Origin of the sequence: Pedobacter indicus (genome assembly GCF_003449035.1) — a bacterium.
Lineage (GTDB): Bacteria > Bacteroidota > Bacteroidia > Sphingobacteriales > Sphingobacteriaceae > Albibacterium > Albibacterium indicum.
Genome location: NZ_QRGB01000001.1, coordinates 654,701 through 670,599, shown reverse-complemented (window position 1 = coordinate 670,599; position 15,899 = coordinate 654,701). Strand labels below are relative to the sequence as shown.

The 15,899-nt window shown below is 37.4% G+C and carries 14 protein-coding genes; 7 read left to right on the top strand and 7 right to left on the bottom strand.

What is annotated here, in order from left to right:
- Positions 1-32: 32 nt before the first annotated feature.
- The 3 genes from pfkA to D3P12_RS03105 form a co-directional block, all read right to left on the bottom strand.
- Positions 33-1,010 (bottom strand): 6-phosphofructokinase, encoded by a 978-nt coding sequence (pfkA, locus tag D3P12_RS03115; RefSeq protein WP_118193623.1) that lies wholly within the window; start codon positions 1,008-1,010, stop codon positions 33-35.
- A 61-nt stretch (positions 1,011-1,071) separates the two neighbouring features.
- A complete protein-coding gene (locus D3P12_RS03110; protein ID WP_118193622.1) occupies positions 1,072-3,201 on the bottom strand; it encodes a protein-disulfide reductase DsbD family protein in 2,130 nt (709 codons plus the stop codon).
- 6 nt (positions 3,202-3,207) lie between these two features.
- Positions 3,208-4,023 carry a biotin--[acetyl-CoA-carboxylase] ligase gene (locus D3P12_RS03105; protein WP_245977374.1) on the bottom strand — a complete coding sequence of 272 codons (816 nt, stop codon included), beginning with the start codon at positions 4,021-4,023 and terminating at the stop codon, positions 3,208-3,210.
- Between D3P12_RS03105 and rsfS the strand changes: the two genes are divergently transcribed.
- The 5 genes from rsfS to D3P12_RS03080 all read left to right on the top strand — a co-directional run bounded on the left by rsfS (position 4,017) and on the right by D3P12_RS03080 (position 9,051).
- On the top strand, positions 4,017-4,391 hold the full coding sequence (gene rsfS / locus D3P12_RS03100; RefSeq protein ID WP_118193621.1) for a ribosome silencing factor: 375 nt from the start codon (positions 4,017-4,019) through the stop codon (positions 4,389-4,391). The two genes, D3P12_RS03105 and rsfS, sit on opposite strands and share 7 nt — an antisense overlap.
- A gap of 74 nt (positions 4,392-4,465) precedes the next feature.
- A complete protein-coding gene (gene ftsH / locus D3P12_RS03095) occupies positions 4,466-6,571 on the top strand; it encodes an ATP-dependent zinc metalloprotease FtsH (protein WP_118193620.1) in 2,106 nt (701 codons plus the stop codon).
- 4 nt (positions 6,572-6,575) lie between these two features.
- On the top strand, positions 6,576-7,238 hold the full coding sequence (locus D3P12_RS03090; protein ID WP_118193619.1) for a LutC/YkgG family protein: 663 nt from the start codon (positions 6,576-6,578) through the stop codon (positions 7,236-7,238).
- A 39-nt stretch (positions 7,239-7,277) separates the two neighbouring features.
- Positions 7,278-8,348, top strand: a complete 1,071-nt coding sequence (locus D3P12_RS03085; protein WP_118193618.1) for a PA0069 family radical SAM protein — start codon at positions 7,278-7,280, stop codon at positions 8,346-8,348.
- A 67-nt stretch (positions 8,349-8,415) separates the two neighbouring features.
- A complete protein-coding gene (locus tag D3P12_RS03080) occupies positions 8,416-9,051 on the top strand; it encodes a rhomboid family intramembrane serine protease (protein WP_118193617.1) in 636 nt (211 codons plus the stop codon).
- An 83-nt stretch (positions 9,052-9,134) separates the two neighbouring features.
- Here the strand turns inward: D3P12_RS03080 and D3P12_RS03075 are convergent, their stop codons facing one another.
- Positions 9,135-10,121, bottom strand: coding sequence for a hypothetical protein (locus D3P12_RS03075; protein ID WP_118193616.1), 987 nt, complete (start codon positions 10,119-10,121; stop codon positions 9,135-9,137).
- Positions 10,122-10,211: 90 nt separating this feature from the next.
- Here D3P12_RS03075 and ybeY point away from each other — a divergent pair, with 90 nt between their 5' ends.
- Positions 10,212-10,640, top strand: coding sequence for an rRNA maturation RNase YbeY (ybeY, locus tag D3P12_RS03070; protein WP_118193615.1), 429 nt, complete (start codon positions 10,212-10,214; stop codon positions 10,638-10,640).
- Positions 10,641-11,086: 446 nt separating this feature from the next.
- Here ybeY and D3P12_RS03065 read toward each other — a convergent pair whose 3' ends face one another.
- Positions 11,087-11,773 (bottom strand): zinc metallopeptidase, encoded by a 687-nt coding sequence (locus D3P12_RS03065; RefSeq protein WP_118193614.1) that lies wholly within the window; start codon positions 11,771-11,773, stop codon positions 11,087-11,089.
- Positions 11,774-11,978: 205 nt separating this feature from the next.
- On the opposite strand from D3P12_RS03065, the gene D3P12_RS03060 reads away from it, so the two are divergent.
- Positions 11,979-13,328 (top strand): DNA recombination protein RmuC, encoded by a 1,350-nt coding sequence (locus D3P12_RS03060; RefSeq protein ID WP_245977373.1) that lies wholly within the window; start codon positions 11,979-11,981, stop codon positions 13,326-13,328.
- 14 nt (positions 13,329-13,342) lie between these two features.
- On the opposite strand, the gene thiL is transcribed toward D3P12_RS03060, so the two are convergent.
- Together thiL and nadA are read right to left on the bottom strand one after the other, a co-directional pair.
- The gene (gene thiL, locus D3P12_RS03055; RefSeq protein WP_118193613.1) at positions 13,343-14,389 is read right to left on the bottom strand and encodes a thiamine-phosphate kinase; all 1,047 of its coding nucleotides are present in this window, start codon (positions 14,387-14,389) and stop codon (positions 13,343-13,345) included.
- A 27-nt stretch (positions 14,390-14,416) separates the two neighbouring features.
- On the bottom strand, positions 14,417-15,418 hold the full coding sequence (nadA, locus tag D3P12_RS03050; RefSeq protein WP_118193612.1) for a quinolinate synthase NadA: 1,002 nt from the start codon (positions 15,416-15,418) through the stop codon (positions 14,417-14,419).
- Between the last annotated feature and the right edge of the window lie 481 nt (positions 15,419-15,899).

The following is a 15,899-nucleotide window of genomic DNA, read 5'->3' as shown; positions in this document are numbered from 1 at the left end:
TTAGTCCTACACCATAAATTTATCTTCAGGTTTTATAGGGAAAGTATATCAGCAATCTTCAGTAAATTAGGATTTACTGTGTGTATATGTTTGATCGCATTTTCAAAAGGTGTAAATGCGATATCGCCACAAATGATTCCCGCCATTTCGCCAGATTTACCCGCAATTAACCCTTCTACTGCAGCCACGCCCAATCGACTAGCTAAAACCCTATCCATACACGAAGGCTTCCCTCCTCGCTGAATATGGCCTAAAATTGAAACTCTTACATCATAATGAGGAAAACGTTCTTTAACCTTTTCAGCAGCCTCAAATGCGCCTCCTTCACCTTCGCCTTCCGCCACAATAATAATTCGAGATGACTTATTTTTACGAATGCTATCCATTCGATTGAGCATGTTAGTGAAATCAATTTTTGCTTCGGGAATTAATATTGCTTCCGCCCCAATACCGATCCCACTACGCAAAGCAATTAAACCCGAATCCCGACCCATAACCTCAACGATAAATACCCGATCATGTGACTCAGCTGTATCCCGAATTTTATCTACCGCATCAACAACCGTGTTGATTGCCGTATCATACCCGATAGTGAAGTCAGTACCTTGTAAATCGTTATCGATCGTACCAGGAATTCCAATAATAGGAATACCCTGTTCTTCCATAAATATCTTTGCTCCTGTAAATGTTCCATCTCCTCCAATAGCGACCAAGGCGTCGATTCCAAATTTCTGAAGTTGCTCGCGAGCCTTCGTTCTCCCCTCTACTGTGAGAAACTCCTGGCTTCTGGCAGTTTTCAATATAGTTCCACCGCGCTGAATAATATTAGCTACCGATTTGGGGCCCATCTCAACAATATCCCCCTTGACCAGTCCATCATAACCACGTGTTACACCATAAACTTTCAGGTCATAATATAGAGCTGTCCTTACTACAGCTCGGATAGCAGCATTCATTCCCGGAGAGTCTCCTCCTGAAGTTAGAATGCCAATACTTTTAATTTTATTCATTTGGTGATATTATTTAAATACGACTACTATAATAAGAAATCTTACCTATAAACCTCATTTTTTAGTTATTTTTTTTAAACATTTCGACGCCAGAATCTAGAAAATCAACATAATTTCGGACATCTAGATTAAAGGCTTGAGGAGGCACCAACTTATTTCCATCATGATCTACAATAACATAATATGGTTGGGAGTTTGTCCCATAAACGGCTGCCTGCATATCACTCCATTTCTGACCTACCCTCGATATTTTCTTTCCGCTGAATTCAGATACATATTTTTCCGATTCATCGAGTTCAGTCCGATCGTCCACGTAAAGTGAAATTAACACATAATCTTCTTTCAATCTCCTTAAAACTTCGGGTTCCGGCCAAACAGAAGCTTCCATCTTTCTACAATTCACACAACTCCAACCAGTAAAGTCAATCAGTACTGGTTTATTCACCGAACGCGCATACGCCAATCCCTCATTGTAATCATAATACGCGTCTAACCCGTGCGGTGCATGAAAAATATCCGAATATTTCTTCTCAGCGCCGGTTGTTCCCTTAGGATCAGCATTGGTAAGCCCGCCGTAAGTCAACTTATTTAAATCAAAATCCTGTGTAGGCTGCGGTGGCAGCCAAGCGCTTATCCCCTTCAATGGTGCTCCCCATAAACCCGGTATCATGTATACTGTAAATGTTAATATCAACATTGCGACAAACAAACGTGGTAAAGAAATTATTTTAATTTCATCAGCTTCAGACAATCTAATTTTACCCAAAAGATAGAATCCAAAAATGGCAAAGATCACAATCCAGATCGCTAAGAACACCTCCCGATCTAAAATCCCCCAATGATAAGCCAAATCAACATTTGAAAGAAATTTAAAAGCAAGTGCTAATTCTAAAAAACCCAGCGAAACTTTAATCGTATTCAGCCAGCCACCTGATTTTGGCATTTCTTTCAGAAAAGCAGGAAATAGAGCGAAAATAATAAATGGAATTGCTAAGGCGACCGAAAATCCGAACATGCCAACCGCCGGACCTAACAGTGACCCCTTTGAAACTGCTTCAACTAATAAATAACCGATAATAGGTCCCGTACATGAAAACGACACCAATGCCAAGGTAAATGCCATAAAGAAAATACCGATCAAACCGCCTCGGTTCGACTGACTATCGATTTTGTTGACAAACCGAGAGGGAAGCGTAATTTCGAACGCACCCAAAAATGAAACTGCGAAAATCACGATAATCACGAAAAACGCCAGATTAAACCAAGCACTACTTGCCGCCTGATTTAAAGCCGAAGCACCAAATATTAAGGTGATCACCATTCCAAGCGCTACATATATCACAATAATGGATAATCCGTATATTATTGCATTCCAAATCCCTTTCCTTCGGCTACCACTTTGTTTAGTAAAAAAAGATGTCGTTAAAGGAACCATTGGGTAAATACAAGGCATAAGAAAAGCCGCAAAACCACCTATAAGCCCGGCAACAAATATCGCCCATAAACCCCGTTCTTCTGACGTATCATCCGGATTATTTGAACTAACCGACTGTAATGAATCCACTGAATTACTATCAATTGACACTGCGTTATCTACAATAGTCACTGCAGAATCGGCCACACTATCCTTTTCCAACGTATCCGAACCATTTATAGTTGGGGCAGCCACCACTTGTTCTACAGCTTCAGCAGTATTTGTAGTCTCCAGTGGCGCCGAATTAGGTTTTGTGAAAGATGCTGACGCATCGACGACAACTGAAAAAGGCACTTCTTCTGGAGGCAGGCAGTTGGTATCATTGCAGGTCATAAACTCTAATGTTCCTGACACCGTTAATTTCGGTTCATTAAGCTTAATTTTCTGTGTGAAATCAACCTTTGTCTTATGCCAAGCTATCTGCATATTAAAGTTCGGGTCGAATGCCGAAATTGCCTCCGGACTTTCCTTAACCGTTCCTACGATAGAGTAGCCATCATCTGGTTCAAACTTGAACGATGTCGGAATCGGGCCGCCTTCGTCAATAAACTGAGAATAAACATGCCAGCCAGGTTCTATGTTTGCAGTAATTACGAGCGTCGCATTCTCTCCATTAACATCTTTTACACTGAATTTCCAATCGACAGGATCATAAATCTGTGCAATCGAACTCAGACTCAACAATCCAAATACCAACAACGCTAATAACTTCTTCATACTAAATTAAAATATAAACCCTATTTCTTTAAAGCCAAACTTTGCCGTATACTCGCCAAAGGTAACCAACAACTGCCCGGCGTGATCAACACCAACAATTTTACCTTGAACGAGTATTCCATCTATACTAAACTCTCGAACTTGGTTCAAACCAAAAAGATGCCTGATATAAAATGCCTTAAGTTGTGAAACTCCGTGAGTTTTAAGTTCAGTATAGTTTGTATCAATTCGCTTGCAAAGTTCGTATAATAAGTCGGTTAAAATGTACTCTTCCTGTAATAATTGTTTTATAGAACACGCTTGGGTTAAATTTTCAAAATAATCCTGATTAACATTAATACCAATTCCAACAATCGAATTTTTCCATTCAGAACCGCTTATCATATTCTCAATCAGAATTCCCCCAAGTTTCTTGTCACCTACATAGATATCATTGGGCCATTTTACCAATACCTGATCGCCCAATAGAGGTTTTAGTGTTTGAATGATCGACGAACTAATTGTAATATTCAGGTCAAACTGTTCATCAACCGTTAAAAACGAGGGGTTTAAAAGGATACTAAAGGTTAGATTCTTTCCCGCTTCGCCTACCCAACTATTTCCTCTTTGCCCTCTTCCTTTCTTTTGGTCAACTGCCATTATTACAGTACCTTCCTTAACTGGCGTAGATTTTGACAGTCTTTCTTTCAAATAGTCATTTGTGGAGTCAATCTCATTCAGTGTAATTAATTTTTGACCAGAAAAAAATGCTGAAAAAGTGTTACTTTGCAAGAGTGCTGAAAATATGTTAATAATTGTCAAAACTAATATTTTTAATGACAAAAAATAAAAAGTCAAATGAATCCACCTACATTTCGGAGATAGCTGTTCATGGCCTCCAAGAAAAGAAAGGGAATGATATCGTGCGTGTTGATCTTAGAAAACTCAATGCATCAGTTACAGATTTTTTCGTTATATCCCATGCAGACTCATCTACACAGGTACGAGCTTTAGCAGATAGCGTTGAAAAAGAAATATACTCCTCTTTGAAACAGGATCCCTGGAGAAAAGAAGGCTATGAATTAGGAGAATGGGTGCTTTTAGATTATATAAATGTCGTCGTTCATATCTTCAAAACAGAGAAAAGGTCGTATTATGGAATTGAGGACCTGTGGGGTGACGCAAAAATGGAAAATTACAAGAGTGCTTAGCACAAGAAAAGCTTAATTTAGATAAAAATAAAACAGAAAAACAACAAGAAGTTGTGATACTATAAAGATTTAGAATGGAACAAAAGTTTTCAAACCAGGCAAGAGGTAATAAGAAGGTACCCAGCAAGAAGATAACACCTAAACCGCCTCGGTTTAATATCATGTGGTTATGGATGATCCTGTTACTAGGATTTTTCGTGCTTCAATATGTTTTTAGTGGCGAAACAGCCAAGCAAATCACCTATCAACGTTTTGAAGAACATATGCTAAAAGCGGGAGATGTGGACCATCTTATTGCTTATAAGAAAAATGAATTGATCGCTGTCGAGGTATTTATCAAAAAGGATAAATTATCAACCGATAAATACAAAGAAGTACAGCCTCAGGAAAACCCTTTAAACCTTAGTGGAGCACAAGGCCCACAGTATGTTTTCCAAGAAGGCTCTTTCGACGCGTTGGAAAGAAAACTCAATGCAGCTCAGGCTGACCTGCCCGCCAATGAAAGGGTCAGTGTAAAGCTTGAAGAAAGAAACAGTCCGTGGACCGGTTGGCTGCTTACGTTATTGCCTTTTGTTTTAATCATAGCTTTCTGGATATATCTTATGCGTCGCATGGGAAGTGGCGGCGGTGGGCCGGGTGGACAGATTTTCAATATCGGGAAGTCGAAGGCTAAACTATTTGATAAAGAATCACAGGTCAACATTACGTTCAACGACGTGGCTGGTTTAGAAGAAGCTAAACAGGAGGTAATGGAGATCGTTGATTTCTTAAGAAATCCAAAAAAATATACCAATCTCGGAGGTAAGATACCAAAAGGCGCTCTGTTAGTGGGATCACCAGGTACAGGTAAAACCCTGTTGGCAAAAGCAGTCGCTGGTGAAGCACAAGTTCCGTTTTTCTCATTGTCAGGATCTGACTTTGTAGAAATGTTCGTTGGTGTCGGCGCTTCACGTGTACGAGATTTATTTAAACAAGCCAAAGAAAAAGCTCCCTGTATCATCTTTATTGACGAAATTGATGCTATCGGTAGGGCGCGTGGAAAAAATAGCATGATGGGAGGAAATGATGAGCGGGAAAACACACTCAACCAACTTTTGGTTGAGATGGACGGATTTGGAACCGATTCTGGTATTATCATCATGGCGGCCACGAACCGACCAGATGTATTGGACGCTGCGTTGCTCCGTCCGGGACGATTCGACCGACAAATATCAATCGACAAACCAGATCTAGTAGGACGTGAGCAAATTTTTAAAGTGCATTTAAAGCCAATTAAATTAGCCTCAGACGTCGACGCCAAGAAACTATCAGCTCAGACCCCGGGATTTGCCGGAGCAGAAATAGCTAACGTATGTAACGAAGCTGCACTTATCGCTGCTAGAAGAAGTAAGGAGGCAGTCGATATGCAAGATTTTCAAGATGCTATTGACCGCGTTATCGGAGGTTTGGAGAAGAAAAACAAAATTATTTCACCCGAGGAAAAAAGAATCGTCGCCTATCACGAAGCTGGACACGCCATAGCCGGCTGGTTCTTAGAACATGTTGACCCTCTCGTGAAGGTATCAATCGTACCAAGAGGGGTAGCAGCTTTGGGTTATGCACAATACCTTCCCAAAGAACAGTTTTTATACACGACCGAACAATTAATAGATACGATATGTATGACGATGGGTGGTCGTGTCGCGGAAGACATTACCTTCGGTAAAATTTCTACAGGTGCTCAAAACGACTTAGAGCGTATCACCAAACTGGCCTACGCCATGGTAACCGTATACGGTATGAATCATCGTATCGGTAATGTTTCATTCAATGAAGTACAGGAAAGCAATCAGTTTAATAAACCATATTCTGAAAAAACAGCTGAACTCATCGATGACGAAGTACGTATGTTGATTGCTGATTGCTATGAACGCACTAAAAAATTGCTACAGGCAAACATAGAAGGGTTAGAAAAACTAGCCGAGAAATTACTAGATAAGGAGATTTTATTCCAATCTGATCTCGAAGAGCTTTTGGGCAAAAGACCGTTCGATAAACGTACTGCATACGATGAATTTGTGAACAGTGGCAACGACGAACCAGATCAGCGTTCTGTTACGGATAACCTCGTTCACGATGGCGTAGGAGATAATTCAGATACCTTCGACAGTACAGGTAAGGACGAGAATAAGACCGAGTAGATCAATGAAGCAAGCAACTGCCAAAGAAAGGATTTTAAAAAAAATCAGAGCTGCTTTGTTGCAAAAGAGGGATAATCCATATCTCAATATGGAGGAATCTCCTCTTTATCCGCCATTTACAGAACCATTGGAAATTGAATTTGCTAAACAATTCTCAGCTGTTGCAGGGAAGTTTGTTTTCTGTGAAGATGAACTAGACTTGGTTGAGAATTTACTCCTTTTAGCAGAACAGTTCACCATGCGAAAAATGTACGTTTGGGAACCAGAATTACAACGCCTATTGGGCAAATATGACTTCCCTTATTACAGTACAGATACCGATTTTGACAAGGCCGATGCCGGTATCACATTTTGTGAAGCGTTAATTGCGAGAAACGGCAGTGTACTTATCAGCAGCGGCAGCCCAATAGGACGAAGATTAGCTATTTTTCCGCATATCCATATCGTTGTAGCGTATACCTCACAAGTTTTACCAGATATTAAGGATGGTTTAGACTTCTTAAAAACAAAATATAATTATAAGCTGCCATCCATGATCAATCTGATTACCGGTCCGAGCAGAACCGCTGATATTGAAAAAACACTCGTTTTGGGTGCTCACGGCCCTCGCGAACTCTTTGTTTTTCTATTAGACGATTCGATTGCAGTTAAAGACAAAAAAGAATAAATCTGATAAAAATACTAAAAAATTTAGTATTTTTATCAGATGGATATCACCGACGGTTTTATAAAAGGGAGAGGTTCTCAAGTTAACCCCAATAATAAATTTTTAGGAAATCAATATGTACAAGAATTTATTGAGGGTCTTGACGAAAAGTTCATTGAAAATAACCAGACAAAATTTTTCAAAGAAACACCGAAAAAAATTATCAGCTTAAATAACAGTCCTGATTTATTTTTCAGTCAGTCCGTTAACCCATATCAAGGTTGTGAACACGGTTGTATCTACTGTTATGCAAGGAACTCACACGAATATTGGGGTTTTAGTGCAGGTTTAGATTTTGAACAAAAAATTATTGTAAAGCATAACGCCGCCGAACTCCTGGAAAAGGAATTGAATAAAAAAGGATACCAAGCAAAAACAATCGTGCTTTCAGGCAATACGGATTGCTATCAACCTATCGAAAGAAAGTTACAAATCACGCGGTCTCTTCTCAATATTTTCGATGAATATAATCATCCCGTATCAATCATTACAAAAAATAGCCTTATTCAAAGAGATATCGACATATTAAAACGGCTGGCAGAAAAAAGTCTGGTTAATGTAGCCATCACGATTAACTCTTTAAATGAAGACTTGCGACAAAAGATGGAACCCCGGACAGTAACAGCCAAAGGTCGTCTCAAAGTAATAGAAAAACTCAGTCAAGAAGGTATTCCGGTAATGCTCATGTGCGCGCCCATTGTGCCCGGGCTGAATAGTGACGAAATGCCCAAACTGATACAAGCTGCGGCTAATGCAGGTGCACAATCCGCTTCTTTTACTTTGGTACGTCTGAATGGTGCTATTTCAGACATTTTTACTGATTGGGTCAATAAGACATTCCCTGACAGGGCTGAAAAGATCTTACATGGAGTTCAGGCATCGCATGGTGGAAAATTAAACGACAGTGACTGGAGCAGACGAATGCGTGGAAGCGGCCATTTAGCAGAAAGCATCCATTCACTCTTTAAAATAGCAAAGCAAAAATACATGAAAGACAGAACACTAAGTCCTCTTAGAACGGATATCTTTTTACCAAAGAACGGAAGGCAATTAAATTTATTCGCAGATTAAATTTCAAATTAACGTATTTTTATTACCTTTCAAATCAAGATTTAAAACAAGTAACTCAGACTATACAATGCAAGAATACATCATCTATACACCCGTTGCAAGTTTCATCCTAGTTTTTACATTAATTACAAGCATCTATACATTTTCAAATCCACAACTCTTTGGTAAGTTCATGCTCCATCCCTATACAGTGAGCAGAGGAAAAAATCTGTATACGGTATTGACTAGTGGAATTATCCACCGTGATTGGATGCACTTGCTGTTCAATATGCTTACTTTCTTCTTCTTTGGATTTCCTCTTGAACGCGTCTTGGCCAACATCAGTTCATGGGGACACATCCAATTTTTATTAATTTACGTACTTGCATTGATCTTGAGTGATATACCAACAATTTTCAAACACAAAAACAATTATGGTTATCATAGCCTAGGTGCTTCAGGAGCTATTTCAGCTATACTCTTTAGCTTCATTCTGTTCAACCCTTCTATGTCCATCTATCTTTTCTTTATTCCCATTCCTATTCCAGCTGTTATTTTCGGGCCTCTTTATCTTGCATATTGTGTATGGGCAGCCAATTCGGCAAATGACAGTATCAACCACGATGCCCATTTCTACGGTGCACTTACCGGCCTGGCGCTTACAATCCTTTTATATCCAGCAGTTTTAGGAAATTTTATAAATCAGATTGGACAAATGTTCTAACAAAAAATAGTTCATCAAGTAAACTATTGCCGCATTCATCGGCTATTTAAATAATATCTATTGAATAGAAAACAAAATTAGATTTATCCCTTCGGTAGATTTATCTGGTCGGTCGACATAACATTTTTTTCCCCATCATAGATAAATGACATCGGGTTTTCAGGGTCTTTTATAATTTCAAACAATGTATACCCCCAGGGTTTCCAGAAATTCTCCAATACCTGCCCATAGGTCTTCGACTGCCACTGATCAAAAACAGGTCGCGAATTTACACCCAAGAGCGACATTGGTTCGATGAAGATCTTTTCATCCAAAGAAGTGACCATGTAATCCGGCAAACGGTTAAATAGGTAACAAGAATAAAAAAAGCGGGCACATAATTCCTCAAACTGAATCGGATGCAGTTTTTTACTCCAAACATCATCTAATGCCTCCTGATGATAACGCAGGTTTGCCTCATTGTCTTGCAAACAAGCTATAATACCCAAATCTTTTATCCTGAGAGAAAAAACCAATGTATTGATCTCATCGCGATAATTGTACGTATTTTCTGGATTATCAACCTCGAAAATGAGAATACTATAAGGTGGTTGATTTTCAAATTCAACGTCGTGGATCAGCGATTGGAGCATCGTGTGCAAATTTCTAAATTTTTGCATCAGCGTTTGGGAAAAATTCAAAGGTTCTCCGCTCATAACCTGCTGTCTTATCCCTACTTGAATTTCATTAAAAATAATCCCATAAACCCATTTAGCTATCCACTGAAACAGAAAGTCAGAATCTAGCCTACTAACATCCTTGTACCCCCCTTTAAAAGCTTCCTCAGCTTGCTTGTCCAACGCTTCCAATCGATCGTAGACACGCTGACAGCATGGAAGCGTCAGATCGCTATATCGCTTTACATTCTCATCTAGCATCTTGAAAGGCATATCTTCCAAGCCATAGTCTTTTAAAATCCACTTCGGAAAAACTGGAAAGAATAATGGGTCTTCTAACTTCTCACCAGTTAAAAAACACCGGACAGTATCAAACGTAAAATCTTCAAACGGATTATAAAATTTTGCCTCCATAGCTCTTGCAAAGATAATATTAAAATAAAGGAAAATATGTCAATGAAAAGTTGAAATAAAAACAATAAATTCGTCGATAAATCTTATATCATGAGCCAGAAAATCCATTTTTTTGTCGAGGAAATCGAATTTACTTTAAAAAGTAAGATGAAATTGCGAAAATGGATACAAGCTACACTTGAAAACGAAGACTTCTTTCTCGGAGAATTGAACTTTATTTTTTGTTCTGATTCCTATTTGCTCAAAATTAACCAAGAATATTTAAACCACGATACCTTCACAGATATCATCACCTTTGATAACAGTGAAAAAAGCAAGGAAATATCCGGTGATATTTTTATCAGTATTGACCGTGTCGTAGAAAATGCAAGTACATTTTCTCTTGAGTTCAAAGATGAACTTCATCGTGTAATGATCCATGGTATTTTACACTTGATGGGTTACTCCGACAAAAATAAAGAAGAAAAATATCTTATGACGGAAAAGGAAAACGAATATCTAGCCCAACGTTGGAAATAACCTCTTCGTATCCATAACTAATTCCCCGGGCATAAATTCCTATCAATTTCCAATTTTATACGAAAAATATTGACCATATATTCGATATACCATGTTTTACTATAACACGTATTGATCGCGTTATTATATCGTAGTGAACTCGATCAAACAACCTTTTGTACGGGTTGGCAACGGGAGCACTACGGGTGCATAACGGGAACAAGTAATACAAGATCTATCGGAGTATGAATTCTTATCTTTGAAAAATTTGCATTTTAGTTGAATTTGAGATTACTAAAAACCCATTAATAATTCAGCTGTCCTTTTTATAGTTAAGTTTTATTATGTAGGTAGAGGGAGGGAAATTCGACTGGGAAGTGACCCAAACGTTCAAAAAAAAAGGGAACGGCTCAAACCATTCCCTTTAAAGAAAATTTAAAATTACTAATTATTAATATCAGTTGATATTAATCTCTGCCACCGAATAAAAAGCTGGCATAATAGGCCAAGGTAGCCAAAGCAGATAAAGCAGCAACAACGTAGGTCATAGCGGCCCATTTCAGGGCATCTTTAGCTCCTCTATGCTCAATACTGTCGCCCATCACTGACGGATTCATATCTAACCAGGCTAAAGCCCTTTTGGAAGCGTCAAATTCAACAGGTAAGGTGATAAAAGCAAATAACGTTGTGATCGCTAAAGCAGCTACTCCAATACCTAATAAAAGGATATTACCCGAGGCAAAAAACATAAACAAACCGATCATCAATACCACTGATGTTAAATTAGACGCGATATTAACTAAAGGTACCACTGCTGAGCGCAGTGTTAACCATGAATATGCCTTAGCATGTTGCACAGCGTGACCACATTCGTGTGCAGCAACAGCAGCTGCAGCGACACTTCTTCCTTCATATACTTCAGGACTCAAATTTACCGTGCGGTTTGCTGGATTGTAATGATCTGATAATCTTCCTTGGACCGATAAAACTTCCACATCGTATATACCATTATCATGGAGCATCTTCAAAGCGATATCTTTTCCGCTCATTCCGCTCATCAGCGGAGTTTCTGAATATTTCTTAAATTTATTCTTGAATTTCCATTGCACACCAAAACTGATGATAGCAATGATAATAAACAACATTAATCCCATTTTACTTTTCCTTTTGTTTCGTGTTTTAAATAATGTATTATCAATTTATGTACCGCAATAAAAATAATTCAAAAAAGACGAAGTAGACAATAGTTTTCGTAATAATATTCTCATATTTTGCTAATTACATTGGAATAACTGTCAAAATATCCGATTTTATTAGTAAGCTAAATTTATTAGCTTTGTTATACTAATTTTTTTATCAATGGATTATTCGATTTATTTATTTTTAGCAGCTCTTTTTATTTCGGTGACATACGTTGGCTTGTCAATGAAATTTAAAATTAGGGTTGACAGATTAACCAGGGAAAAAGACGAAACACTTACTCGACTAACACGGTCAGAATATGAAATAACAAGCTTACAAAGGGAGAAAGACACAATTATTTCATTTTTAAAGCAAGAAAATAATATGCTTAAAAATGAATTGGAAGCAGAACGGGCAACCAGTATTCAAGCACAAAAAAAACTGGAAAAAACACAGTCTTATTTTGATGCTCAGTCTGAAAAAATGGCGGAACAGAGAAAAGAAATAGAACTGATAAAAAATCAGATGAATAAAGATTTTGAGTTAATTGCACATCGTATAATAACTGAAAATTCAGAAAGGTTTTCCGAGAGCAGTGAAAAGAATCTTTCTCAAATTATAAATCCATTCAAAGAAAACTTAAGAAAATTCGAAGATAAGGTGAACCAAGTTTACAATGAGGAATCAAAAGACAGAAACTCGTTGAAAGGCGCAGTAGATCTATTGATTGAACAGAGTAAACAGATACAAGATGAAGCGAATAATTTATCAAAAGCCCTTAAAGGAAACAATAAAAAACAGGGAAATTGGGGTGAAATTATCCTTGAACGTGTATTAGAACGTTCTGGATTACTTAAAAACCAAGAATATCGGTTACAAGAAAGTTTTGTTAACAATCATGGGCAGCGTCTGCAACCTGACGCTATTATTGATTTACCAGACGAGAAAAATCTTGTTATCGATTCTAAAGTCTCGCTGATTGCTTATGAACGGTGGATCAATACAGAAGTCGAAGAAGAAAAAAGTCTTTTCGCTAAACAACATTTGCAATCTGTTAAAAATCATATCATCGAACTATCTGCAAAAAATTATTGTGATCTATATCAGATAAATTCACCTGATTTTGTTTTATTATTTATACCAATCGAATCGTCCTTTAGTATGTCTATTAGTATGGATAATGATTTATTTAATTTCGCTTGGGAGAGGCGTGTTGTTTTAGTTAGCCCTTCTACACTATTAGCTACACTTAGGACAATTGCAGGACTTTGGAAACAAGAAAGACAAAATCGAAATGTAATAGCTATTGCCCGCGAAGCGGGTTTACTTTATGATAAGTTTGTTGGCTTTATAGACGATATGGAAAAAATAGAAAAGCAAATAAACCTATTAAGTAAAACTCATGAAGACGCTCGAAAAAAATTAGATAGCGGACGGGGTAACATAATTTCAAAAATTGAAAAATTGCGTAAATTAGGTGCTAAAACTACAAAAACACTTGATTCTTCGCTACTAGATAGCGATTAGAATAATAGCATGAACTATTCAGATTTAATAAAGGAATTCCAACCTTGTGCTTTAATAGGATGTACTTTATTCGACTTTGAAATCAGCTCACAGCCTGCTGCTTCCTCTGTTATATGACCTATAACAGTTATATCTATCAGATTCTTTATTTTCTCATAGTCGTTTTGAGAAACAGTGAACAATAATTCGTAATCTTCTCCTCCGCTCAAAGCACATACTGTAGGGTCTAATCCAAACTCAAATGCTGTATCAAAAGTCATCTGATCAATTGGTATTTTTTCTTCATAAATTTTACAACCTTTAGCAGATTGCGTACAAATATGTAGTATTTCCGAAGCTAGACCATCAGAAATATCAATCATCGAGGTAGGTAATATTTCTTTTTCCGCCAATAACTCAACAATATCCTTCCTAGCTTCAGGTTTCAATTGTCTTTCAATGATATAATCTTTCCCTTCCAAATCTGGTTGGATATTCGGATTTTCAAGGAATATATTTTTCTCTCTTTCTAATATTTGTAAGCCTACATAGGCACCCCCCAAATCGCCGGAGACGCAAATTAGATCCCCTTCTTTCGCTCCATCCCGATAAACAACTTTTTCCGCTTCGGCATAACCTATACTGGTGATACTAATTACCAATCCTTGTGCAGAAGATGAAGTATCTCCGCCAATTAAATCTACCTGATAATGTTTACAGGCGAGGAGGGCGCCTTCATAAATCTCTTCGATCGCTTCTAAAGGAAATTTACTTGAAAGACCTATGGAAAAAGTGATTTGCGAGGCTATACCATTCATCGCATAAATATCACTTAAGTTAACTTGAACTGCCTTGTATCCGAGGTGTTTCAAGGGTACATAACGTAAATCAAAATGAATTCCTTCTAATAAAAGATCAGTTGAAATAAGTGTCTTCTTTGTTGAAAAATCAAGAACTGCAGCATCGTCCCCTATCCCCTTTGTTGTCGTTTCCTGTTCTATTGTAACAGCATCCGTGAGGTGCTTAATCAAACCAAATTCACCCAACTCCTCTAGAGAGGTTCTTCCTTTGTTATCAAACATATAATCTTCTATTTTGAATTGATGGTTTTATAATCCTAAACGAGCGGAAATATCCAACATACGCTCAATCGGTTTCTGTGCACGTTTTATTAGATCTTGATCCAGTGTTACCTCAGGAAGCTCGTATTTCATGCAATTATATAGCTTTTCAAGCGTATTTAACTTCATGTGTGGACAATCGTTGCAGGCACAAGCGTTATTTGGCGGTGCTGGAATAAATGTTTTATCAGGATTGGCTTTTTGCATTTGATAAATAATCCCACTTTCGGTAGCGACGATAAATACCTGTGCTGCATTTTCTTTGGTATATTTTAAAAGGCCAGATGTAGATCCGATATAATCTGCATTTTCCAGAATATGATTTTCACATTCTGGATGGGCTATTAATTTAGCAGCTGGATATTCTTCCCGTAATTCATTTATTTTTTCTTGTGAGAAAATTTCATGCACCATACAGGCTCCATTCCAAAGTACGATATTATCCCGACCAGTTTTCTTAATTACATAATCCCCTAAGTTTTTATCAGGACCAAATATGATTTTCTGATCTGCTGGTAAACTCTCTACAATTTGAACTGCATTAGATGAAGTACAAACAATATCACTCAAAGCTTTGAGCTCTGCAGTACAATTGACATATGTTATCACAAGATGATCAGGATATTGTTCTTTGAACTTAGCGAACAAATGTGGCGGACAGCTATCAGATAATGAACACCCTGCTTTTAAATCGGGTAATAAAACCTTTTTTTCGGGTGATAATATTTTAGCGGTTTCTGCCATAAAGTGTACACCAGCAAATACTATGACATCTGCTTCGGTTTTAGCAGCTTGTTGGGAGAGCCCCAGGCTATCTCCGATATAATCTGCAATATCCTGTATTTCAGATTCTTGATAATAATGTGCTAGTATAACAGCATTCTTTTCTTTCTTGAGCTGTTGTATAGCTTCAACAATGTCTAAATTAGGATCGATTGGTTCGTCAATAAATCCTTTTTCATTCAAATCTATATCGTACGCTGTTTCCATTTCTTTATAACCCTTTCACAAAAATACATAAAGTAAATGAATTCCCACTTCCCGCTTAAGGTAGCTTGCTAACACCACCAACAACAAAGAACAATTTATTTTATATAAAAAGAATCTTATTACTTATTATAGTGTTGGTATTGTGAAGAAAATAGATGATTGGAAATTGCTTTTATTCTTATTGTTTTTTTGTTCACATATTATTCACAGCGTTTTATACGTAATACGCTGAAAATTAAGGCTCATTTTAATTGGGGTATTTTTTGGCAAAGTTATTATGTGGATTAAAGACTATACTCAAGAAGGTGAATAAATGGGTATTTCTACTGTATAATAAATAAGTTGTTTGTTCAATACTTATGTTTTTTAACTATTTTTAATCCGTGAGGACTATAGTTAACGATTAATTCACAAAAATTACACATGGATCGCATGGTTATTAACCGATGGTCGTGAATAAATAAAAAGTAATAATTTTTTT